The organism is Halorubrum sp. ASP1, from assembly GCF_005435135.1.
Lineage (GTDB): Archaea > Halobacteriota > Halobacteria > Halobacteriales > Haloferacaceae > Halorubrum > Halorubrum tropicale.
In genome coordinates, this window is sequence record NZ_SGUA01000003.1 from 116,080 (window position 1) to 138,262 (window position 22,183).

A 22,183-nucleotide genomic window follows, 5' to 3' on the forward strand; every position below is an offset into this window, starting at 1 on the left:
ACTGAGTTATATAGTATATGCGAGTAGAGTGGGTATGAGCAGCGTAACGGCCGAATCGAGCGATTCCGGACCGGTCCCGGAGACGGCGCGCGTCAGTCACGGCGGCGACGGCCCCGCGCCGAGCCTCGCCGTCGTCGAGGCGATCGCCGAACTCGCCGGCGTCGACCCGACCGAACTCCCCGAGGAGGGCGTCGTGCTGTACGACCACGTCGATCCCGACGCGCTGAACGCGCTCGTCGCCGGTCGCTCCGGCGCGGACGTCGACGTCTCGCTCACGGTCGCGGGCTACGACGTCCGCGTCGGCCCCGACTCCGCGGTCGCTCGCCGGGCGCGGAACTAACTCGGGAATCGGTTCCGAACGCCGCCGTTACTCATCTTCCGCCGCCCGTTCGCGGAGCCGCGCGATCCGGTCCCCGAGCGGCGGCTGGACCTCGAACCACGTCGACCAGTCGCCGGTCTCAGGCTCGGCGCCGCGGCGCGCCGCGACCCGCTCGAACGCGTCCGCGACGCGGGCGGCGCCGACGGCGTCCGCGGCGCGGCCGTCCGCCGCGTACTGGACGCGCCGCCCGGCCCAGAAGGAGACGAGCCCGACGGCGACGAGGGCGGCGAAGCCGGACTCGAACGGGACGAGCGCCGTGACGACGGCCGAAAGCGCCGCCAGCACCGCCCCGACCGCGACCGCGCGGAACTCGGCGTAGTACGTCGCGACCCGCCCCGCCTCCGCCGCGAACAGGCCGATCGCGGCGTCCTCGTCGAGGTCGGTCAGCACGTCCTCCGTGAGGAACAACACCCGTCGGCCGGGCGGTCCCCGGACCGACACCTCCGCGGGGCCGGCGGCCGCCGAGGCGCCGTCGACGCCCGCCGCGTTTTCCTCGTCGACGGACTCGATCGCGATCCGGTCGACGCCGAGCCCGCCGGGGTCCGCAAGCGCCGCGATCTGCGCCCGCTCGGCGTCCGTCGGCTCCCGGAGGTCCCGGAAGCGGTCGGCCGCGTACAGCGGTCCGACGGCGACGGCGAGCGCGGCGACGACGGCGACGCCGACGACGAGCGCGACCCTGATCATCGCTCTCGCCGACGGGACGCCCGGAGTAAAAAGGCGCGGTGTCGCGACGTGCCGCCGGGTCGCCGCCTCCGCCGGTCACTCCGGAACGCGGCGAGCGAGCGCCCGGACCGCCGCCGCGGCCTCGCTGTCGGGCGCGGCGCCGACGACCGGCCGCTCCGCGGCGACGGACCGGCCGACGCGGGGATCGGCCGGGATCACCTCGACCGGCGCGCCGAGCGCGTCGCCGATCGCTTCGACCGGCGGCGGCTCTGTCACGCGGTTGACCGCGCAGCCGACCAGCCCGGCGTCGAGTTCGCGGGCGAGCTCCCGGGTGCGGATCGCGTCGGCCAGCGCGAACGCCCGGGGCGAGACGACGAGGAGGCAGGCGTCCGCGACCGCGAGCGGCACGCCGGCGTCGGCGCGGCGCCCCGCGGGACAGTCGAGGACGACGGTCCCGAACTCCCGTTCGACCGCGGCGACCGCCCCCTCCAACCGCGTCAGGTCGGTCGCCCGCGCCCCTGCCAGCGTCCGGCCGCACGGGACGATGTCGACCGGTCCCGGCCGCACCGCATCGACAGGGTCCGCCGCGCCGCCCAGCACGTCGTGGAGGTCGGGGCCGCGGCCGTCCGGCAGGTCGGCCATCCCGAGGTCCGCGTCGACGACGATCCCGCCGAGCGCGGCGGCGACGTTGTACGCCAGCGTCGTCTTCCCCACGCCGCCCTTCCCGCCGGCGACCGCGAGGATCACGCCAGATCCTCCAGCGCAGCGGTCGGCACCTCGCTCGCTTCCGCCCGCTCGGCCAGCGCCGCGGCGCGGTCGCGGACCGCCCGCAGCCGCTCGGCGTCTGCCGCGACGCGCTCGTCGAGAGACGCGACCGCGTCGAGGCCGCCGGCCTCCTCGACGACCGCGGTCGCCGTTTCGAGGTCGGCGCCGCTCAGCCGCTCCGCCCGCTCGACCCGGTCCTCGACGGCCGCGAACCACGCGTCGACCCCGTCGGCCGCCGTCGCAGTCGGCGGTGACTCGGCTGTCGCCGACCGCTCCGCGTCGCCCTCGGCGGCCCCCCCGCTCGCGTCCGCGTCGTCGTCGGTTCCCGGGTCGCCCCCGCTTCGCGCCCGCTCGGTCTCGTCCTCGTCCGAGTCGCTCGCTCTCGCGCTCCCGGATTCGTCGCCGTCGCTCACGTTTCCGTCACCGTTGACCGCCCCCGCACCGTCGACCACCTGCCGCGGAGGACGATGGGAGTCGAGGTCGCGGACCGCTTCCCGCACGCGGACCGCGTCGCCTCCGGTCGCCGCGTCATCCCCGTTCGGCTCCGCGGTCGCGGGCTCGACCCCCGCGATTTCGACCGGCGGGTCGACCGGCTCCGCCACCGCCGCGAACCCGAACGCCGCGCGCTCGCCCGGGTCGATCACCGCGGTGACGCCGGTCGCGTCCCATCCGCGTTCGGGAACACCGCCGCGACGCGGCGGCAGGACGGGACCGTCCAGCCGGCTCTCGATCCGGACCCGCCGCGGGACCGCCCCGTCGTTGCGAACCCGGACACCCACGAGCGACGCCTCCCCCTCGCGGCCGACGGACCAGTCGAGTTCCATGCGCCGACTCCCGCGGAATCGTATTTAACCGTCGGGGTCGGACGCCGCGCGGACGTCGGGGGTCCGGAGCAGCGACCTCGCCGCTCGGTCGGCGGCCGCGACCCTCCGGGCCGCGTCCCCTCGCAGTTCGACGGCGCCGTCGAGCGCCGCCACCCTAACCGCCGCGAGCGACGCCGCGACCGGGTCGCCGTCGTACGCGTCGGGGGCCGCGCCGGCGGCCCCGGGATCGCCGCCCGGGACGACCGCGAGCGCGCGCCGAAACGCCGGATAGATCCCCTCGGCGAGTTCGCGGCGGGCGGCGCGGCGGCGGTTCCGGAGCCGGTCGCGGAGCCGCAGGCGCCGTCGCCGCTCGTCGCGGTTCCGGGCCGCCTCCGCCCGCGCGCGTTCGAGCGCCTGCTCGGCGGCGATCGCCTCCGTCTGCGCGGCCGACAGCTCCGCCGCCGCCGCCTCCAGGTCGTCGAGCGCGTCGTCCGCTTCGGCGTCGACCGCGCGGCGCGCCCGGGCGTCGCCGCGCAGCGCCGCCACCCGCTCTTTCAGGCGCTCTATCTCGCCGCTCGTCTCGGCGACCCGCCGCCGCGCCGCGGTCAGGTCCACCGGTTCGACTTCGATCGCCGCGAGCTCCGCCCCGATCTCGTCGATCTCCGCCGCGACCGACGCGGTCCGTCCCCGCGAGCGCGCGGCCGCCGCGAGCTGCCGACGGAGTCCCGCGTCGGTGGGGAGCCGCCGGAGCACCGCGCTCGGCTCCGACGGTCCCTCGACCGCGGCCGACTCGTCCTCGTTGCCGTCGGCCTCCCCTTTCCGGTCCGGCTCCCGCGGTGTCGGTCTCGTCTCGGTCACAGCTCTCTGCCGCGCATGGCGTCCGGGTCCGGGTGGTCCGTCCCCGCCGCGAACGCCGCGTACGGCGTCGACTCCGCGCTCCGGTCCGCGTAGGCCGCGGCGGCCTCTCGGACCGGCTCGTCGACGGCGACGAACTCGTTGAACGGCTCGGTGCGCTCGATCTGGACGTCCCCGCCGTGCGACTCGCGGAGCCGCAGCGCGAGGAACGCGGCGTACACCGTCTCGTCGAGCAGCGCGGCGCGACCGAACCGCCGGGCGACGACCCCCTCGTGGCGGCGACACAGGTTCCGGAGGCCGGTTCGGGCGGCCGCCGAATACGTCACGACCAGCAGCACGCCCGCGGGTGGTCGATTTTCCAATTTATCCGTTCCGGACCGGAACGTTTCAGTCGGCTTCAGCGACCGCCCTCCCGGCCGACGCTCCCGCCTTCGAGGCCGGCCCTCAGAAGCGCTCGACGTCGAACGCCGGCCCGTCCCCGCCGTCCGGGTCGCGCTCGCCGTCGACGCCGCTGGCGGCGAGGACGCGCTCCCGCGCCGCCGGCTCCGAGGGCGCGACGACGACGGTGCCGTCGACGGGGTCGTCGCCGACCGCGCGGAACACGTCGCCGTCGCCGTCGAACTCGGTTGCGTACGTGCGGAGGACGGCCGCGACGCGCCGCTCCGTGGCCGCGAGGTCGGCCTCGCCGTCCTCGAACTCGCGGAGCGCGTCCTCGACGTTCCGTATCGCGGAGATGCGGTCCATCAGATCAAACGACCTTGTACTGGTCGTTGGTTGGGCTGTAGATGTCCCCTTTCTGCCTCAAACTCTCAACTTCGTTTTTCACTTTATCCTCGTCAATTCCCTCCGCGGCGGCGCGCTCAACGACGGCATCATGTGGTGCTCCTGGTTCGTTCTCGTACTCGGCGTCAATCTCATTAATTATGTCTTTGAGGCCCTTAATACGGTCGCGCTGGCTCTTCGAGGTGCCCGTCTCGACCACGTCCGCGTCGAACTGCCCCGTCTCCGGGTCGACGCCGATGTCCTTGAGACACGACTCGACGATGTCGGTCGCGCGGTCGGCGTCCTCGCGCTCGACGGTGTCCGAGAGCCGCACCCGCGCGCTCGCCTCCGAGAGCCGCACCATCGCCTCCAGCTTCCGGGCGGTCACCGGCACCGGCGCGTCCTCGTCGGCGCCCTTCGAGCGCAGGTCGACGTAGAACTCCTCGATCAGCTCCTTCGCCTCCTCCGTCATCGTCGGGAAGCAAGATCGCTTCGCGTGGGCGATGTACTTCCGCAGCAACTCCGAGTCGATCTCCGGCGCGACCTCCTCGGTCACCTCCGCCACCTGCTCCGAGGTGAACTCCGAGCTCGCCAGCTCCTCGCGCTGGGTGTTGAGTTCGCCGGCGTAGTTCGTCTTGATGATGTGTTGCGCCAGCCGGGAGTCGTGCTCCGGGTCCGGGCTGTCCGTCACCGTGAAGATCAGGTCGAACCGCGAGATGAGCGCGGGCTCTAAGTCGATCTGCTCGCCGATCGGCTCGTACTGGTCGAACCGACCGTACTTGGGGTTCGCGGCGCCGAGCAGCGAACACCGCGCCTTGAGAGTGGCGTTGATCCCCGCCTTCGAGACCGAGATCTTCTGCTGTTCGAGGCCCTCGTGCATGGCGGAGCGGTCCGAGGAGTTGTGGACGACGAGCCCGTTCGCGACGAAGTTGTGCGTCCCCTCGACGGTCAGGTCGTACACCCTCGGTCGCTCGCCGTCGTCGATCCGGGAGAGGATCGACCGCAGTTCCGCCTTCACGGCGCCGACCTCCTCAACGACGGCCTCGCGCAGGTCGTCGAGGTGGTCCGTCTCGACGGTACCGGACAGCCACCGCGACACGGTCGCCTGACTCACGTCGAGCTCCGACGCCACGTCCGCCTGACTGACCCCGTACGCGTCGAGCGCCTCCGACAGCGCCGCTCGCGTCTCGCCGACCGGACCGCGGTCGAGCAGGTCGCGAGCGCGTTCTTCCGCCGTGTCGGCCGGCCCGCCGACGACGTCGGCGAGACGCTGCCGGAGCACCTCGCCGCGGTGCTCGACCGACCCGGGCGGGACCGTCTCGACCGACTCGACCCGACGCCACTTCACGTCGCCGCGGACGAACTCGCGGAGGTCGCCGAGGTCGGTCTCGGCGACGTCGGTGAGCGCCGCTCGGAGTCGCGCGGCCACCGTCCGACGGACGGTTTCGCTTTCGCCCCACTCGCGGGAGATCCGCTGCTGGGACAGCGCCGTCCCCTCGGCGAGTTCGGACTGCGAGACGTGGTACCGGTCCCGAAGCTCCGAGAGCGTCCCCCACGTCGCCGTCTCGTCGAGCGCGTCGCGGTCGTCGGCCGCGCGTTCGCGCCGCCCCTCGAACGCCGCGAGTATCCGCTCCGCGCGGTGGAGCGAGACGTTCGCGCTCCCGGTCTCGAAGTCGTGGTAGGTGACGGCGCCGATACCGCACTCGCTCTGGTGAAGCCGGAGCGAGTCGCGACACCGCGCCAGCACGTCGTCGACCTCCGGGACCACGTCGAGAATCGTGCGGTCGCCGTCGGCGGCGTCGACGACGCGGTCGAGGGCTTCGGCCTTCCGCGTGGCCGTGAACCCGACGTACCGCCGGAACGCCGCGAGCGAGTCCGCGTCGGTCACCGTGAGGTAGTACACGTCGCGCCCGCCGTCTCGCTCGCGGTGCTGGAGCTGGCTCGACACGCCGAACTGTAAGAGGAGGTTCTTGGTGCCGCGGAGGAGGTCTCGGCTCGCCGACGCTATCCGAACGTTGCCCGCCGACTCGTCGACGTGGCCCTCGCTGTCGGCCAGCGCGCGGACGAACGCGGCCTTCGCCGCGCGGCTCCCCGTCGTCACGGCGGTCGGGAAGCACTTCTCGTCGTACCGACCGAGGTTCATCCCCGCGTCGAGGACGGCGTCGGCGTGCTCCTTCCCGGCGACCCGGACCGTCTCGACGCCGTCGTCGCGCCGTTCGCTCGGCGGCCGCACCGGCTCCGCGTCGAACGCCGCCCGCGCCGCGCGCTCGAAGTCGTCGAGGAGTCCGTCGTCCGTGTTCGTGAACCGGACGCCGTAGACGCCCTCGTCGCGGTCGTAGTAGATGTTGCCGTCGCCGGAGAGGTACCCGAGGACGCTCGCCGTGGCGGGGTCGACCCCGTCAGCGTCGACCGTCGGGCCGTCGCCGGGCTCGGTCGCCGGCCCCCCTCCCCCGCTCGCGGCCACCGCTCCGCCGTCCGCCGCCCTCGTCGGGATCTCGCGCGGGACGTACACCCAGTCGCCGTCGTTCAGCGCGGCCGCCTCGCGCTCGACGCGCTCGCCGTCGTCGAGGACGAAGAACGGGTGGTCGGCGGTCGCGGTCAGCGACTCGCCCGTCTCCGTCGTCACTCGGGTCAGTTCCGACGGCACGTCGTACTCGTGGACCGCCGAAACCGACCGCTCGACGAGGTTTCCGTCCTCGTTCATCGACCAGACGTCGAGGTCGACGTCGCGGATACGCCGCCCGTTCGAAAGCTCCTCGACCTCGCCGTCCTCGGCCGCTTCCCGCGCCAGCTCTCCGATGCGCTCGACGCGCCCGTCGGCGAGGGAGACTAGCGCGTCGCCGGTGACGCAGTCCATCTTGTCCAGCTCGTCGACCGCCGCGATCCCCTTGTCCGCGAGGACGAGCGCGCCGGCTTCGAGCGACCACTGCTGGCCGTCGCCGAAGTCGTCGCGGACGGCCGCGGCCGTGAGGCCCGCCGCAGATGATCCTTTTCCTGAGGTATAAACTGATCTTGGAGCGATATTCTCGACATAACTGATCATTTGACTCTTCCCGGTGCCAGGGTCGCCGATCAGGAGCATGTGGAGGTCGCCGCGGATCCGCGAGCCGTCGGGGAGGTGCTTCGTGACGCCGGAGAACAGCTGGAGGATCATCGCGAGCTTCTCCTCCTCGTAGCCGTAGATGGCGGGCGCGATGGAGCCGACCATCGCCTCGTAGATGTCGTCGCGCTCGGAGAGCTCGATGATGTCGCGTTTGTCGGCGTCGGTGATGTCCATGTCCTCGAACTCCTCGTCCTCGATGGCGATGGAGACGCCGTCCATGTACAGGTCGAAGATGGCGGACTTCTCGTTGCCCTGCTCGACCTGTTCGATGTGGAGGACGCCGACGCAGGTGACGTGGTCGCCGGGGCTCACCTCGCCGGTGATGTCGTCGATGATGTCGACGTCGAGCGACTGGGGGGTCTCGCCGCCGCGGAGGCCCTCGGGCGACTCCTGAATGCGGAGCTTCTGGGAGTCGACGAACTCGGACTGGTCGAAGTTGACGCGGAACGGGCCCTGTCGCTCGCAGCCCTGGCACTCGTGGGGCTCCTGAAAGCCGCCGTCGGACTGCGGGATGTACGTCATCGTGCCGCAGCGCTGGCACTCGAAGGCGGCCTCGGTCACCTTCGGGCGGACGTCCGTGGCCTTGCGGACGATGCCCTGGATCGAGACGAGCTTGCCGATGTGGTCGTCGTGGACCCGAATGCCGCGGATGTCGACGCTCTCGGGGAGGTCCTCGATGCGGACGTGCGCGCGGCCGAGGCTCACGTCGGCGGGGAGGTCGTAGAGCCGCAGCGCCTCCTCGGCGTACTCGCGCATCTGTTCCGGCTTGTTCAGGAAGTCCTCGGCGAGGTCGCGGTCGAACTGGAAGAGGTCGTCGTAGGAGACGTACAGCGAGCGCTGCTCGTTGGGGTACCGCTGGGCGAGCTGTCCGATCTCCTCACGGTAGTAGTTGCGATAGAACTGGATGAACCGCTCCGTGAGGTCCTGGGTGCCGGCCTGAGCCATTGCGACACCACTTCGTCGGCATCACGTATGAACCTCCGGTTCGGAGCGGACGTGGTCTCGGCCGCCGTCTCGCTCTGCCGGTCCGCCCTCGGCTACGCGCGTTCGACGAACGTCGCGTCGGCGGAGGTGCGGCCCTCGTTGAAGGAGAGCACCTTCGCGCGGATCACGTCGCCCGGTTCGAGCCCGCTCGGGATCTCCTCGGTGAAGACGACGAACCCCTCGACCTTCCCGACGGCGACCTCGTCGCCGGAGTGGTGGTCGGTGAGCTCGGTGACGCCGAACTCGTAGGTCTCGCCGATCTCGACCGGCGGCTCGCGCTCCTGTGCCGCCTCGTGGGCGCGTTTCGACTCGCGCGCCTCGCTCGACGGCCCGCGGAGCCGGCGGGCGAGCACGAACAGCGCGAGCAGCGCGACCGCCACGGCGATACCGACGACGAGCGGCGACGTTGGAATCATACCCGGGCGGTCGGCCGCGGTCACCTAAACGGTGTGGGTACGCGGCGCCGCGGGACTGATCACCTCGCCTGTGTCTCCCTCGACCGCCTCGGCTTCCCCGCGGGCGCATGAGAAACGCCTTTGCCCTCGAAGCCCCCCTCTCGATCCGAATGCGACACAGCCGCGGATCCCGACGACTCGTGCACGGGTGTGGTGTGCCGTGAAGGTCGCGGACGCGGTGCCGGAGTTCGCCGACGCCTTCGGCTTCGACGAGTTCAACCGGATGCAGCGGGAGGCGCTGCCGGGCATCTTAGAGACCGACCACAACGTGGTCGCGTCGGCGCCGACGGCCTCCGGGAAGACGGCGCTCGCCGAGCTCGCCATCTGTAAGACGCTCGACGCGGGCGGGACGGCCCTCTTCGTCGCGCCGCTGCGCGCGCTCACCAACGAGAAGGAGAGCGAGTGGGAGCGCTTCGAGGAGTTGGGCTACTCCGTCTACGTCGTCTCCGGCGAGCGGAACCTCAACCCGCGCCGCGCCGAGCGCGCCGACGTGCTGGTGACGACGCCCGAGAAGGCCGACAGCGCGACCCGGAAGCACGACTCCGCGCGCTACTCCTTCATCACCGACGTGGACTGCGTCGTCATCGACGAGGTCCACCTGCTCGACTCCGAGAAGCGCGGCGCGGTGCTGGAGGTGACCGTCTCGCGGCTCCGCCGGCTCCAGGACCCCCGCGTCGTGGCGCTGTCGGCGACGATGCCGAACATCGACGACGTCGCCGAGTGGCTGGACGCGCCCGCGGAGACGACCTACGCCTTCGGCGACGAGTACCGCCCGGTCGACCTCGAAACGGGCGTGAAGACGTACTCGCACGGCTCGAACGCCTTCGCCGACAAGTACCGGCGGCTCTACCGCGCGCTCGACCTGGCCGAGCCGCACGTCCGCGAGGACGGGCAGGCGCTGGTGTTCGTCTCCTCTCGGCAGGACACGGTTCAGGCCGCCAAGAAGGCGCGCGACGAGATAACCGAGCGGGACATCCCGATCGACTCACGCGACGACTACGACTTCCACAACGAAGCCAAAGAGCTCACCAACGACACGCTCCGCCAGTCGGTCACGGACGGCGTCGGCTTCCATCACGCCGGCCTCGGGAAGGACGACCGCGACCGCGTCGAGGAGTGGTTCAAGCAGGGGAAGATCAAGGTCCTCTTCTCGACGTCGACGCTGGCGTGGGGGGTGAACCTCCCCGCGCGCTGCGTCGTGATCCGCGACACCAAGTACCACGACCCGCTGGAGGGGGAGACGGACATCTCGCCGCTGGACGTGCTCCAGATGCTCGGGCGCGCCGGCCGGCCGGAGTACGACGACGTGGGGTACGGCTGGGTGGTCTGCGACCGCGGGGACGCCGACAGGTACCGCAAACTGTTGCGCGACGGCAAGGAGATCGAGTCGCGGCTCGCCGCCGACCTCGAGTCGCACCTCAACGCCGAGATCGCGATGGGGACGATCCGCGGGCTCGAGGACGTGATGGCGTGGCTGGAGACCACCTTCTACTACGTCCGCGCGCGGTCGCAACCGGAGCAGTACGACTTCCCGACGCTCCGCGACCGCGTGCGCGACCACCTCGAATCGCTCGTCGACGACGGGTTCGTCGCGGCCGACGACGACCTCGCGATCGAGCCGACCGCCCTCGGACGGCTCGCCTCCAAGTACTACCTCCGGCTCGACACCGCCCGCCGCTTCCGCCGCCTCGCCGACCGCGAGACGCTGACGGTCGATTCCGTGCTGGAGACCGTCGCGTCGGCCGGCGAGTTCGACTCCGTCTCGGCGCGGTCCGCCGAGTCGGACGCGATCGACCGGGTCCTCGACGGGCGCGACACCGACCTGGAGGACGGCCACCGCAAGGTGTTCGCCATCCTGCTCGCCGGCATGGCGGACTCGATCCCCTCGGACCTCCGGTCCGACGCGTGGGTGATCCGACAGAACGCGCTCCGCCTCCTCGCCGCGCTCGCGGAGTTCCTCGACCGCTTCGCCGGCCCGCGCGCCGCCAACCTCGCCCGCCGCGTCGAGGCGCGCGTCGAGCACGGCGTCTCCCGCGAGGCGGTCGCGCTCACGGCGATCGAGGGGGTCGGCTCCGGGCGCGCCGAGCGCCTCGCGGACGCCGGCCTCGCCTCCCCGGTCGACGTGGTCGACACCGGCGCGGCGGACCTCGAACGCGCCGGCATGAGCGACTCCGTCGCGGAGCGGATCGTCGACGCCGCGCGCGACTGCCCCCGCGTCGACGTCGACTGGGGGGACTTCCCCGAGGCCATCGCGGTCGGCGACAACGAGATGTGCGAGGTCGCCGTCGAGGCCGTCTCCGGAAGCGCCCGCGCGGGGATCCGCGTCACGGTCAACGACGTGGAGATGACCGCGACGACGACGTACCTCGACGGGACGGCGACGGTCCCGGTCGGCGTGTTCGGGCCGCCGGACGCCGACGAGCTGGAGTTCGTCGTCGAGGTCGTCTTCCCCGACCTCCCGCTCCTCCCCGTCACCGCGACGCGGACGGTCCGGGTGGAGTGACGGCGTCGCCCCGCCCGCTACCGGCGCTCCGCATCCCGGATAAACCCCGTTACGAGCGCTTTTCAGTCATTCCGCGGCCAGTCGCCCCATGCCGCAGCGACTCCGCGTGCTGGCCGGCGACTGCGAGGTAACCGACCGCGGCGACCGCACCCGCACCCACCGGGGACGGGTCGTGGTCCTGATCAAACCCGACGACACGACGCTCGTCCACGACGCCGACGGCTACCAGCCCGTCGCGTGGCTCACCCGCCCCGAGAGCGTCGTCGTCGAGGGCGACGGCGACGGGTTCACCGTCACCGCCCGCGACGGCTCCCGGCGACTCCGCGTCGTCGCGGCGGAGGCGACCGCGAGCCGGGCCCTCCCCGTCACCGAGGCCGGCGTCCCGGTCGGGACCTGCCCGGACGACGGCGGGCCGCTCGTGCGCTCGCGCGGAGACGTGGTCTGCCTGGACTGCGAGGAGCGGCGGGGGCTGCCGGCGGGCGCCAGCGTCACGGACGCCACCTGCGACGACTGCGGGCTCCCGAAGATTCGCGTCGAGCGCGGCGAGCCGTTCCACCTCTGTCTCGACCCGGGCTGCGACCCCATGGCGGAGGCAGTCAGCGACCGCTTCGACGGCGTCTGGGACTGCCCGGACTGCGACGGCGACCTCCGGGTCCGCTCCGCGCCCGGCCGCGTCTACCTCGGCTGCGAGAACTACCCCGACTGCGAGACGACCTTCTCGTTCCCGGCCGGGGTCGTCGTCGACGAGTGCGACTGCGGGCTCCCCGTCTTCGAGACCGCGGCGGGGCTCGGCTGTCTGGACGGGACCTGCGCGCTCGACGGTCGCGCGGCGAGGAACGAGGCGGACGCCGAGTGAGGGCGCCGCGGAACGACCGACCTACTCCGCGAGCTGCTGGCGCCCCGGCGCGATGAGGCGGTCGAGGTACTCCGCGAGCGCGCCCTTCGCGTCCGCGGGGTGGAGTTCGCCGGACTCCAGGTCGCCCTCCAGGTCGTCGTAGGCGTCGTACTCCAGGTTCCCGCCGTACTCCTCGGGGCGCTCGACGGTCACCGCGTCGAACCGCGGGAAGACGTGGTACTCGAACACCTGGAGGACGGGGTTCTCGCGCTCGGCGCCGTCGTCGGTCGGCTCGGGGTCGGCCGTCGGCGGGCAGTAGGCGTCGTTCACCTTCGACTCGATGTCCTCGCGGGAGTCCTCCATCGAGATGGTGACGCCCTCGCTGGAGGACATCTTCCCGCGGCCGGTGCCGAGGTCGGCGATAAGCGGCGTGTGGAGGCTCGTCGGCGGCTCGCGGTCGATGCTCGGGAGCACGTCGCGCGCGAGCATGTGGACCTTGCGCTGCTCCATCCCGCCGACCGCGAGGTCGACGCCGAGGTACGGGATGTCGAGCGCCTGCATCAGCGGGTAGACGGCCTGCGAAACCTTCACCGAGTCGCCCGAGCTGATCTCCGCCATCGCGCGCTCGGCGCGGGAGAGGGTGGTCTCCAGTTCGAGGGCGTGGAGGTCGAGCGTGTAGTCGTCGTCGAGCTGGAAGTCGGAGCCGAGCACGAACTGCGTGTTCGACTCGTCGAGCCCGTAGGCGATGAACTGGTCGCGCATGCGCTCGGCGGTGTGGCGGATCTCCTCGAACGATCCCTTGTCGTTGAGGTAGGCGTGTACGTCGGCCAGCAGCACGGTGACCTCGAAGCCCGCCTCCTGGAGGTCGATGAGCTTGTTCGCGGTGAGCATGTGACCGATGTGGAGCACGCCCGAGGGCTCGTAGCCGACGTACGCCCGCTTGCCCTCGGGGTCGTCGGCCAGCGCCTCGATCTCCGCCTCGGTGACCACCTCGGCCGCGTTCCGGGTGATCAGCTCGTGAGCGTCCATACCTCCGAGTGTGCGTTCCCGGACATATGACTTCTGGATGCGTGCCGACGACTCACGGGGAGCGCCGCCAGCGCGGCCGTCGACCGCCGGTTCCTCGGTTTCGAGGCGACCGGGTCGGGGTCACTCCTCGGTCTCGGGCAGCGTCCGCCCCGCGCGGTGCTCGGAGATGATCCGGTCGATCCGCTCGGCCTTCTCGTCGCGGCGGCGCTGCTCGGCGCGCTCCTCCCACTCGTCGACGGCCTCGACGAGGGCCTCCTCGCTCGCGACCGCCAGCTCGTCCACCTCGCGGACCGGCACCGCGTCCGCGGGCACCACCGGAACCGCCCGCTCGAACAGCACCTCGTCGGCCACGTCCGAGAGGTTCCCCTCGCCGCGGATCACCGCGCGGGGCTCCGCCTCGGCGAGCCGCTCGGCGGTCCGGCGACCCGCCCCGGAGGCGTCCCGGAGAAACACCACGTCGCCGGCCACGAGCCCGTACGCCTCGTCGGCGGCGTCGAGCGCGTCGAGCGTGAACTGCTCGACGACCTTCACGCTCACGAGGCCCTGCCCCTCGGCGACGTCGCCGAAGTTCGAGTGGTCGAGCCGCCACAGCTCCTTCAGCGTCTCCACCTTCCGTTCGAGGTCCTCGACGCGCTCGCGGGCCTCGTCGCGCTCGCGCTCCAGCCGGTCCGTCTCGCGTTCGAGCCGCGAGACCGCCCGCCGCGTGCGGGCCTCGATGCGCTCCTCGCGTTTCGCCTCCTCCAACTCGGACTCCAGCTCCGCGATCCGGTCGTCGCGCTCGTCGAGGTCTTCCTCCAGCGACTCGGCGTGGGACTCCAGCCGGTCGACGCGCTCGCGGAGCCGGCGGATCGTCTCCTCCTCCTCGGTGCGCTCCGGCTCCGTCGGGTCCGCCTCCGCCTCGTCGCTCCCATCGTCGCCGTCGCCGTCGTCCTCGCTCAAGTCCTCGACGACGGCCTCGACCGACGAGCCGCCGGCGACGACGCCGGCGATCACCGCCTCGCGGTCGAGCCGCGGCGGCGTCTTCGCCGCGATCCGCTCGAACTGGTCCTCGTGGTCGTCGTAGGCGTACAGCGCGGCGGCGAGCGCGTCGCGCTCGTGGTCGTTGTCGTAGCTCGCCTCGCGGGTGCGGTGGAGCTTCTCGTCGACCGGGAGGTCCGTCGTGGGGCGCCACCCGGCCGCGTCGAACGAGCGCCGGAACTTCTCGACGGTCTCCGGCATCGGCTCCACGTCGGCGGCGACGATGATCGGCCGCCCCTGCTCGACGATCCACTCGGTCACCTCGGCCGTGTCGCCGGTACGCGAGGAGTAGAGCGCGTGGACGGTGCCGTCGAGGCCGACGACCGCGGCCGCGGTGGTGGTGCCGGGGTCGATGCCGACGATGACGCGGTCGCGCCGCTTCACCAGCGGCTCGTACTCGATGCCGTCGCGGCGCTCGCGCTCGACCTCGACGCGCACGTCGCCGGCCCGCGAGTCCGAGACGGGGATGTCCTCGGGGCGGGCTTCGACGGTGAACGTCGCGTTCGCGTAGCCGCCGTACTTCTCGGTCACGTCGCGCTCGAAGTCGAGGTTCGCCTCGTTCAGCTTCGACTGGACCTGCCGCGTCCGCTTCCGGACGTTGCCGTGGATCCGCCGGGTGTAGCGGTCCTGGCTCCACCCGCCCTTGCCCGTCGAGCGGCCGCGGGACACCTTCACCGTCGTCTCGTCGGTGAAGGCGGTCACCTCGTGGCCGACGTTGGCCGCGGCGAGCCGCGCGGCCGCCTCCGCCTCCTTCATCGGCTCCTTCCCGTAGGGGATCCCGTGCCGGGAAGCGACCCGCGAGAGCGGCTCCGGGCGCTCGGCGCCGGTCACCTGGACCAGCCGCGTCCCGTCCGGCAGCGACCGGAGGAAGCCGACCAGCTCGTTCTTGTCGGCCGCCAGCTCGTAGGCGTTGTCGGTGGCGACGTAGAGGGGCTCGCGGTCGTCGATCAGCCGGCAGAGCTTCCGGAAGGAGACCACGTCGCGGGTGACCCGGGCCATCGGCCCGTCCGCGTCCGGGGCGTCCGGGTCGTCCTCGTCGACGGGGTCGAGGATGACGAGCGCGTAGGAGGGGCTGTCGCCGCGGACGTCGCCGCTGTGGACGTCGACGCCGAACACCGGCCGGTCGCGGGCGCGGATGGTCCGGGTTGTCACGTACCGAGGTAGGTCGTTGCCGCGTATATACCCCACGCCGGGGGGTGCGGCCGGCCGTCGCCGGGGCGCGAGCGGTCAGAGGATCCGCGACTCGTCGCCGGCCCCCTGTCGTCGGCCGCTGATGACGCCCGGCGTGCCGCCGGTCTGGATGATGTTGAACGCGGTCATCAGGTCCGACCGCGAGATGAGCCCGACGAGCGCGCCGTCGGCGTCGACGACCGGGAGGCGCCCGACGCCGTGCTCCTGCATGGTCTGGAGCGCGGTCAGGGCGTCGGCGTTCGGGTCGGCGGCGACGAGGTCGGTCGCCATCACGTCGTCGACGCGGTAGGCGTCGCGCTCCACCTCGCGGACCGACCGCGCGTCTTCGAGCGTCACCATCCCGACGAGGTCGTCGCCGTCGAGGACCGGGTAGCCCGTGTGGCGCTCCTCGAACATCCGGCTCATCAGGTCGGCGACGGAGGTGTCTTCAGTCACCGTGTGGAGGTCCTCGCGGGGCGTCATCACGTCGGTGACGCTGACGCCCTCGAAGGCGGCCTTCAGGGTCGTCTGCTGGGCCTCGCCGGAGGCGGCGATGTAGACGAAGAAGGCGAGGACGATGAGCAGCAGCTGGAAGGTGAACAGGCCGATGATCCCCATCAGGAACGCGAACACCTTCCCCACGGCGGCGGCCCGCTGGGTCGCCTGCGCGTGCGGCTGGTTCCGCGCGAGCAGCGCCCGGAGGACCCGGCCGCCGTCCATCGGGAACGCGGGGAGCATGTTGAACACCGCGAGCACGACGTTCAACAGCGCGAGGTAGCCGAAGACGAAGAGGACGGCGTTCGAGCCCATCGGCGCGACGAGGACGACGGCGTAGCAGGCCGCCCCGACCGCGACGCTGACGAGCGGGCCGGCGATCGCGATCCAGAACTCGTGTCTCCAGTCCTCGGGGAACTCGGCGAAGCTGGCGAGGCCGCCGAGCAGCCACAGCGTGATCGACTCGATCTCGTAGCCGTACCGCATGGCGACGAGCGAGTGGCCGAACTCGTGGAGCAGCACGCCGGCGAACAGCCCCACCGCGGCCGACAGGCCGAGGATCCACGGCGTGGTCCCGGTCGCGACCGCGGCCGTGTCGATGCCGAGCCCGGCGACCTCGTTCATCACCTCCGCGATGGTGCTCACTTCTCCGCCGATGAGGTACGCGAACAGCGGCAAGACGAGCAAGAACGTCCAGTTGAGGCGGATCGGAATACCGAACGCGCTCCCGACCTTGATTCCACGCATACCCTCCGGTTCGGCCGGTGATCGGTTAAGTCACCGGGTCAGTGCGGTGATCGGTTAAGTACCTCCCGCCCGTCACGGACGCCCATGAGCGACACAGCCGATCCCGGGGCGGTCGTGAAACGCGCCGACGCGGTCGCGTCCGAGCCGGTCGACGCCGCCGAGGGGCTCTCGAAGGCCGTCCTCCTCGACGAGTCCGACGGCGCCCCGAACTTCGCGATGCGCCGGTTCGAACTCGCGCCGGGCGCCGAGGTCCCGCGCCACACCAACGCGGTCGAACACGAGCAGTACGTCCTTTCCGGCGAGTACGTCGTCGGCGTCGGCGACGAGGAGCATCGGGTGTCGCCGGGCGACGCCCTCCTCATCCCCGCGGGCGTCGAACACTGGTACCGGAACGCGGGCGACGAGCCGGGCGCGTTCATCTGCGCGGTGCCGAACGGCGACGACGCCATCGAGCTCGTCGAGTAGCTACTCCAGCGTGCCGACCCGATCGGCGACGTAGCCGAACTGGTCGCGGTAGCCGTTCGGCGACAGCAGCACGGGGTAGAAGGGCTCGTCGGCGAGCAGCGGCTCGCCGTCCGCGGCCGCGAACCGCTCGCCGGACTCGACGCGCTCGAAGTTGCGCGCGAACACCTCGTACGCCTCGGCGTCGGGCTTCGGGATCCGCTCGCGGAGCCGGAACACGGACACGTCCTCGCGGCCCCCGGCGTCGAGGACGTCGTCCGCGCCGGGCGCGGTGATTGCGCCGGTCGCCGCGAGGAACGCGCGGGCGAGCCAGTAGGCGTTGTCGGCGGCGCCCTCGGAGCCCTGGAGCCCGGCCTCCACTTCGAGCGTGTGCGGGTGCTCGATGAGCCGGCCCTCGGTGAACGCGTCGGTCTGGATCACGGCGTCGACGGGGAGGTGCGGCGCGACCGCGCGGGTCACCTCGTCCATCGAGTCGATGACGGCGAACGGCTCGGCGTACGACTGCGTCGAGTGGATCGCGAGGGTGGTACACCCCGCCAGCGCGTCGACGAGGTCGGCCGCCAGCCGCACCTCGTGGGCCGCCGCGTCGGGGTTGCCCGGAAACGCCCGGTTGAGGTCGGCGTCGAGGTACCGCTCGCCGGCGTCGAGCGCCGCCTCGTTGGCGACGATCAGCCGCACCGGACGCTCGGGGGCGAGGTCGGCGTCGAGCAGGCGCTCGACGGCGCGGGCGCCGCAGGGCTCGTCGCCGTGGATCGCGCCGACCACGGCGACCTCGGGCTCCCCGTCGCCAAGGTCGTGAATCTCCATACGACCTCCAGGCGGGCGGCTGATAAGTGGCGTTCGGATCGGCGGCGGCCGCGAGCCCTCGCCCGCGTCGTCGGCCCGCCCTCAGTGCCTCTCGTCGACCCGCTCCGCGTACTCGTAGTCCGCGGGGTACGCCGGGGGCCGCGCGCCGTCGAGCGTGATCTGCCAGCCGTCGACCGCGCTCGGGTCGTCGAGCGCGGCGCGGAGCGTCTCTCGGACGTCCGCGACGTCGACGCCGTAGAAGTCGCTCGGAACGCCGTCGAGGTACTGGAGGGCCGTCTCGAACAGCGACTGCATCCCGGCGTCGTTCTCGAAGTCGACGCGCTTGTACGCGCCGGCCGCGACCTGGACCATCCCGTGGAGGAAGGCGCTCTCCGCCGTGCCGCTCCCGTAGTTGTACCACTCGTCCTCGAAGCAGTCGTGGCTCTCGTGGTAGGCGCCGTCGTTGAACAGCCGGACCCCGTGTTCGGTCGCGCGCCGCAGCGTCGCGTGCTCCCAGTACCCCCCGACGGCCCCCGCGTCGGCCGCGCCCTCCGCCGACGGCTCCCCGTCGCCGGACGGCTCGTCGCCCGCGTGCCACCCGGTCGGGTTCCCGAGCGGCGGGGCGACGCCCGGGTCGCGGGTGTGGTCGTCCATGTGCGCGGCGTTCTCGCGGCAGCGACCTAACCGTTTCGCGAGGCCCGGCGCCCGGCGGCCCCGGATCGAACCACTCTTTCCGCCGGTCGCGCTCGGGGCGAACGAATGGACGCCGGGCTCCTCTTCGCCGTCGCCGCCGCCGTCGTCTGGGGGACGTACCTCTTCGTCCTGAAGCGCGCCTTCGCCGACTATCCCCCGGCGGCGCTGACGGTGGCGGTTAACGCCGCGGCGCTCGGGTGGTTCCTCGCGGGCACCGGGCTCACGGTCGGGTTCGGCGACGCCGCGGCCGGGCTGGCCGGGATCGCCGTCCCCCGGCGGTTCGCCGTCGTCGCCGGCACGTGCGTCGCGACGGCCGCGGCCTTCGTCCTCTTCCTGCGGGCCATCGAGGACGGGGCGGTCTCGTACGTCGCGCCGATCAACAAGGTGGTCCCGATGTTCGTCCTCCCGCTGGAGGTCGGGCTGCTCGGTCAGGTGTTGGCGCCGATCCAGGTCGCCGGCGTCGTCGTCACCACGCTCGCGGTGTACGTCGCGAACTACGAGCCGGGCAGCTTCTTCGCGCCGCTCGCGCGGGCCGCCCGCTCGCGGCCCGCCCAGCTGGCGCTCGCGAGCGCGGCCTGCTACGCCGTCGGCGACGTGGGCAAGCGGGTCGCGCTCCAGGAGCTCGCGATCCCCGGCACGCTCTGGGTGCCGCTGCTGCTCGCCGGCGTCGCCGTCGTGTTGCTCCCGGCGGCGGTGCGAACCCCGATCGACGCGAGCCGCGAAGACGTTCCGAAGTTCCTCGCGGCCGGCGCGCTCGTCGCCGTCGGCGAGCACCTGACCACGGTCGCGTTCGCGGCGCTGCCCGCGAGCGTCGCCTCGCCCGTGATCAACACGCAGGCTATCGTCGCGGTCGTCCTCGGCGGCGTGCTGCTCGGCGAGCGCCACTTCCGGCTCCGGCTCGTCGCGGCCGTCCTCGCGGTGGTCGGCGTCGCCATGATAGCCGGGTGACTCGCCGGGCGCGCCGTCGGTCACCCGAGAGGACTTTACGGCTCGCCCCGTAGCGACCGCATGGAACCCCCGTCGGAGTCGAGTCCGATCGACCACGCCGAGTCGATCGTGAACGCCCTCGGCGACGGGGCCTACGTCCTCGACGCCGACCGGACCCGGGTGTTCGTCAACGAGCGCCTCCGCGAGGTGACCGGGTTCGACGAGGCCGTCCTCCACGGGAGGCACCCGGAGCGGCTCGTGGAGGCGGGGTACTGGAGCGCGGAGACGGGGGACCGCTACCGGGCGGCGGTCGAACGGGTCCTCGACGGCGAGGTGGACGACGAGCGCGTCCAGCTCACGACGACGCTCGCGGACGGCAGCGACGTCACCACCGAGACGCGGCTGACGCCGATCGAGAACGACGGGTCGATCGTCGGCGCGGTCGGGGTCATCCGCGACGTGACCGAGCGGGTCGAACGCGAGCGCGAGCTGAAGCGGCTCAACGAGCGGCTCGAACGCCTCGCCGGCTTCCTCTCGCACGACCTCCGGAACCCGCTGTCGGTCGCCCGCGGCTACGTCGACCTCGCGCGCGAGACCGACGAGACGGAGGGGCTGGCGGCGGCCGAGGACGCGCTCGACCGGATCGAGACGATGATCGAGGAGGCGCTCGTGATGGCCCGCGAGCCCGAAGCGATCGAGACCGAGGACGCCGCGGTCGACCTCTCCGAGCTCGCGGCCGACTGCTTGGAGTCGGGCGACTTCGGCGACTGCCCCCCCGACGCCGACCTCGTCGTCGACGAGGCCGGTCCCGTCACCGGCGACCCGACGCTGCTCCGGCGCGCCATCGGCAACCTCATCGGCAACGCCTTCGAGTACGGCGGGGACGCCCCCACGGTCCGCGTCGGCGTCGACGACCGGGGGGTGTACGTGGCCGACGACGGCCCGGGGCTGCCGGACGACGAGCAGGCGCGCGCGGCGCTGACCGACTTCGGCGTCTCCCCCGGGGGCGGGACCGGGATCGGGCTCGCCATCGTCCAGCGCGTGGCGGCCGCGCACGACTGGACGCTCGAAATCGACGAGTCCGTCGCGGGCGGGTTCCGCGCGACGCTGGTCGGCGCGGAACCGACGGCGTAAAGGAGGCGCCCATCTAACGCCAGCCCGCGTGCGAGGGTAGCCAAGCCCGGAAACGGCGGCGGACTCAAGATCCGCTCCTGTAGAGGTCCGTGGGTTCAAATCCCTCCCCTCGCATCGCCGGGGTCCACCCCCCGTGATGCGGAAGACGCTCTCGGAGCGCTCTTCCCTCGCAAAACTTCACTCGGACCGCTGCCTCGACCAGCCGCGGCCGCGTCGCGTCCCGCGACCCACCTCGCTCCGAGCGAGGTGGGTTTTTATCCTCACCCCCGAACCGGTCCCTATGAGAGATCGCACGCGCCGCGACTGGCTCCGCGTCGCCGGCGGCGTCGGCGTCGCCGGCCTCGCCGGGTGTAGCTCGATCGGCGGCGACTCGCCGGGCGACGGCGACTCGCCCGCCGCCGGCGCCGGGTCGGGATTCGACGGAGTCGACCTGCCCCTGGATCTTACCGCCCGGCCGCAGTCGTCGGACGGGCTCACGTCGCAGTTCCGACAGGGGCTGCGGAACCACGGCCACATCGACGCGACGATACCCGAGAGCGTCGAGGTGCGGTGGTCGGTGCCGGCGAACCGCGGCGAGCACTCCGCCTCGAAGGGCAGCCCGATGCCGACGCCGGCGGGCGACGTCCTCGTCGCCGACGACACGGGCCGGATCCAGTCGATCGCGGTCGACGGGACGACGAACTGGGCGACGGACCTCTCCGACGCTAAGTGGGGGAGCCACGGCACCCCCGCGGTCGCCGAGGGGTCGGCGTACGTCGGCACCTACGACGGCGTCGTCTCCGCGGTCTCGGTCGCGACCGGCGATATCGAGTGGCAGACCGACGTCGGCGACGCGGCCGCCGCCAGCCCGACGTACCACGACGGGACGCTGTACCTCGCCGTCGAGTTCACGCCGCCGAGCGGCGCCGCCGTCGCGCTGGACGCCGAGAGCGGCGAGGAGGTGTGGCGCGACGGCCGGCCGACCGACCACCCCCACTCGACCGTCGCGGTCGACCTCGACCGCGACCGCTTCCTGTTCGGCGCCAACGACGGCCGCGTCTACGCGTGGTCCGTCTCCGACCGCGAGCGCGCGTGGACCTTCGACACCGGCGGCGACGTCAAGGCCCCGATCGCGGTCAGCCGCGGGATCGCGGTGGTGCCGTCGTGGGCCGGCACCGTCACCGCCGTCGACGTCGCCGACGGCTCCGGGCTCTGGGCGTTCGAGACCGACGAGTCCGTGTCGCCGTCGGGCGATCCCGACCCGATCCGCACGGGCGGCGTCATGTGCGCGCCGGCGGTCCACGACGGGACGGTGTACGTCGGGAGCCACGACACGAACGTCTACGCGATCGACTTGGCGACCGGCGAGGAGCTGTGGTCGACCCCGACGGACGGGTGGATCACCGGGAACGTGACCGTGACGAACGGGCACGTCCTCGTCGGCTCGTACGACCACCACCTCTACGCGCTCGACCGCGGGGACGGCTCGGTGACCTGGGCGGTCGAGGGCAACGGCGAGGTGACCAGCGCCCCGTTCGTCACCGACGACGGGGTCTACTACACCGAGCGCGCCCCTGAGGACACCGACGAACCCGGCATGTGCTACCGGCTCGCCGCGCCGGAGTGACCCGGCCGCA

The 22,183-nt window shown here is 72.4% G+C and carries 20 protein-coding genes and 1 tRNA gene; 8 read left to right on the top strand and 13 right to left on the bottom strand.

What is annotated here, in order from left to right; genetic code table 11:
* Nucleotides 1-34 precede the first annotated feature (34 nt).
* A complete protein-coding gene (locus tag EXE48_RS05500) occupies nucleotides 35-340 on the top strand; it encodes a HalOD1 output domain-containing protein (protein ID WP_053770389.1) in 306 nt (101 codons plus the stop codon).
* Nucleotides 341-367: 27 nt separating this feature from the next.
* On the opposite strand, the gene EXE48_RS05505 is transcribed toward EXE48_RS05500, so the two are convergent.
* The 8 genes from EXE48_RS05505 to EXE48_RS05540 all read right to left on the bottom strand — a co-directional run bounded on the left by EXE48_RS05505 (nucleotide 368) and on the right by EXE48_RS05540 (nucleotide 8,730).
* Nucleotides 368-1,063, bottom strand: a complete 696-nt coding sequence (locus EXE48_RS05505) for a M48 family metalloprotease (protein ID WP_121599949.1) — start codon at nucleotides 1,061-1,063, stop codon at nucleotides 368-370.
* Between the two features lie 75 nt (nucleotides 1,064-1,138).
* On the bottom strand, nucleotides 1,139-1,789 hold the full coding sequence (locus tag EXE48_RS05510; protein WP_121599950.1) for a nucleotide-binding protein: 651 nt from the start codon (nucleotides 1,787-1,789) through the stop codon (nucleotides 1,139-1,141).
* Nucleotides 1,786-2,631, bottom strand: a complete 846-nt coding sequence (locus EXE48_RS05515) for a DUF7857 domain-containing protein (protein ID WP_137710951.1) — start codon at nucleotides 2,629-2,631, stop codon at nucleotides 1,786-1,788. Before EXE48_RS05515 ends, EXE48_RS05510 begins: the two co-directional genes overlap by 4 nt.
* A 24-nt stretch (nucleotides 2,632-2,655) precedes the next feature.
* Nucleotides 2,656-3,468, bottom strand: a complete 813-nt coding sequence (locus tag EXE48_RS05520; RefSeq protein ID WP_137710952.1) for a DUF7856 family protein — start codon at nucleotides 3,466-3,468, stop codon at nucleotides 2,656-2,658.
* A complete protein-coding gene (locus EXE48_RS05525) occupies nucleotides 3,465-3,803 on the bottom strand; it encodes a DUF7855 family protein (protein ID WP_137704998.1) in 339 nt (112 codons plus the stop codon). The genes EXE48_RS05520 and EXE48_RS05525 overlap by 4 nt, the downstream gene beginning before the upstream one ends.
* A gap of 106 nt (nucleotides 3,804-3,909) precedes the next feature.
* The gene (locus tag EXE48_RS05530) at nucleotides 3,910-4,209 is read right to left on the bottom strand and encodes a DUF7854 family protein (protein WP_121563234.1); all 300 of its coding nucleotides are present in this window, start codon (nucleotides 4,207-4,209) and stop codon (nucleotides 3,910-3,912) included.
* A 4-nt stretch (nucleotides 4,210-4,213) separates the two neighbouring features.
* Nucleotides 4,214-8,275, bottom strand: a complete 4,062-nt coding sequence (locus tag EXE48_RS05535; protein ID WP_137710953.1) for an LAGLIDADG family homing endonuclease — start codon at nucleotides 8,273-8,275, stop codon at nucleotides 4,214-4,216.
* A gap of 92 nt (nucleotides 8,276-8,367) precedes the next feature.
* Entirely contained in the window at nucleotides 8,368-8,730 is a 363-nt protein-coding gene (locus tag EXE48_RS05540) for a TRAM domain-containing protein (protein ID WP_053770397.1), read from the bottom strand.
* Nucleotides 8,731-8,929: 199 nt separating this feature from the next.
* On the opposite strand from EXE48_RS05540, the gene EXE48_RS05545 reads away from it, so the two are divergent.
* The gene (locus EXE48_RS05545; protein WP_137710954.1) at nucleotides 8,930-11,272 is read left to right on the top strand and encodes a DEAD/DEAH box helicase; all 2,343 of its coding nucleotides are present in this window, start codon (nucleotides 8,930-8,932) and stop codon (nucleotides 11,270-11,272) included.
* Between the two features lie 88 nt (nucleotides 11,273-11,360).
* A complete protein-coding gene (locus EXE48_RS05550; RefSeq protein WP_199236352.1) occupies nucleotides 11,361-12,128 on the top strand; it encodes a topoisomerase DNA-binding C4 zinc finger domain-containing protein in 768 nt (255 codons plus the stop codon).
* Nucleotides 12,129-12,149: 21 nt separating this feature from the next.
* Here the strand turns inward: EXE48_RS05550 and EXE48_RS05555 are convergent, their stop codons facing one another.
* From EXE48_RS05555 to EXE48_RS05565, 3 genes are all read right to left on the bottom strand, one after another.
* Nucleotides 12,150-13,136 (bottom strand): tyrosine--tRNA ligase, encoded by a 987-nt coding sequence (locus EXE48_RS05555; protein WP_053770399.1) that lies wholly within the window; start codon nucleotides 13,134-13,136, stop codon nucleotides 12,150-12,152.
* Nucleotides 13,137-13,256: 120 nt separating this feature from the next.
* Nucleotides 13,257-15,305: a DUF460 domain-containing protein gene (locus EXE48_RS05560; RefSeq protein WP_137710955.1), complete on the bottom strand. Its 2,049-nt coding sequence runs from the start codon at nucleotides 15,303-15,305 to the stop codon at nucleotides 13,257-13,259.
* A gap of 75 nt (nucleotides 15,306-15,380) precedes the next feature.
* Nucleotides 15,381-16,565 carry a CBS domain-containing protein gene (locus EXE48_RS05565; RefSeq protein ID WP_053770401.1) on the bottom strand — a complete coding sequence of 395 codons (1,185 nt, stop codon included), beginning with the start codon at nucleotides 16,563-16,565 and terminating at the stop codon, nucleotides 15,381-15,383.
* Between the two features lie 84 nt (nucleotides 16,566-16,649).
* Between EXE48_RS05565 and EXE48_RS05570 the strand changes: the two genes are divergently transcribed.
* The gene (locus tag EXE48_RS05570; protein WP_053770402.1) at nucleotides 16,650-17,030 is read left to right on the top strand and encodes a cupin domain-containing protein; all 381 of its coding nucleotides are present in this window, start codon (nucleotides 16,650-16,652) and stop codon (nucleotides 17,028-17,030) included.
* Here EXE48_RS05570 and EXE48_RS05575 read toward each other — a convergent pair whose 3' ends face one another.
* Nucleotides 17,031-17,834: a M14 family metallopeptidase gene (locus EXE48_RS05575; RefSeq protein WP_053770403.1), complete on the bottom strand. Its 804-nt coding sequence runs from the start codon at nucleotides 17,832-17,834 to the stop codon at nucleotides 17,031-17,033. It abuts the gene before it with no gap.
* A gap of 81 nt (nucleotides 17,835-17,915) precedes the next feature.
* On the bottom strand, nucleotides 17,916-18,467 hold the full coding sequence (locus EXE48_RS05580) for a DUF309 domain-containing protein (RefSeq protein WP_137710956.1): 552 nt from the start codon (nucleotides 18,465-18,467) through the stop codon (nucleotides 17,916-17,918).
* A 105-nt stretch (nucleotides 18,468-18,572) separates the two neighbouring features.
* Between EXE48_RS05580 and EXE48_RS05585 the strand changes: the two genes are divergently transcribed.
* The 4 genes from EXE48_RS05585 (at nucleotide 18,573) to EXE48_RS05600 (ending at nucleotide 22,173) form a co-directional block, all read left to right on the top strand.
* Nucleotides 18,573-19,454 carry an EamA family transporter gene (locus EXE48_RS05585; RefSeq protein WP_053770405.1) on the top strand — a complete coding sequence of 294 codons (882 nt, stop codon included), beginning with the start codon at nucleotides 18,573-18,575 and terminating at the stop codon, nucleotides 19,452-19,454.
* Nucleotides 19,455-19,514: 60 nt separating this feature from the next.
* Nucleotides 19,515-20,567 carry a PAS domain-containing sensor histidine kinase gene (locus EXE48_RS05590; RefSeq protein WP_137710957.1) on the top strand — a complete coding sequence of 351 codons (1,053 nt, stop codon included), beginning with the start codon at nucleotides 19,515-19,517 and terminating at the stop codon, nucleotides 20,565-20,567.
* A gap of 30 nt (nucleotides 20,568-20,597) precedes the next feature.
* Nucleotides 20,598-20,681 (top strand) — tRNA-Leu (locus EXE48_RS05595).
* Between the two features lie 166 nt (nucleotides 20,682-20,847).
* A complete protein-coding gene (locus tag EXE48_RS05600; RefSeq protein WP_137710958.1) occupies nucleotides 20,848-22,173 on the top strand; it encodes an outer membrane protein assembly factor BamB family protein in 1,326 nt (441 codons plus the stop codon).
* The last annotated feature ends 10 nt before the right edge of the window (nucleotides 22,174-22,183 follow it).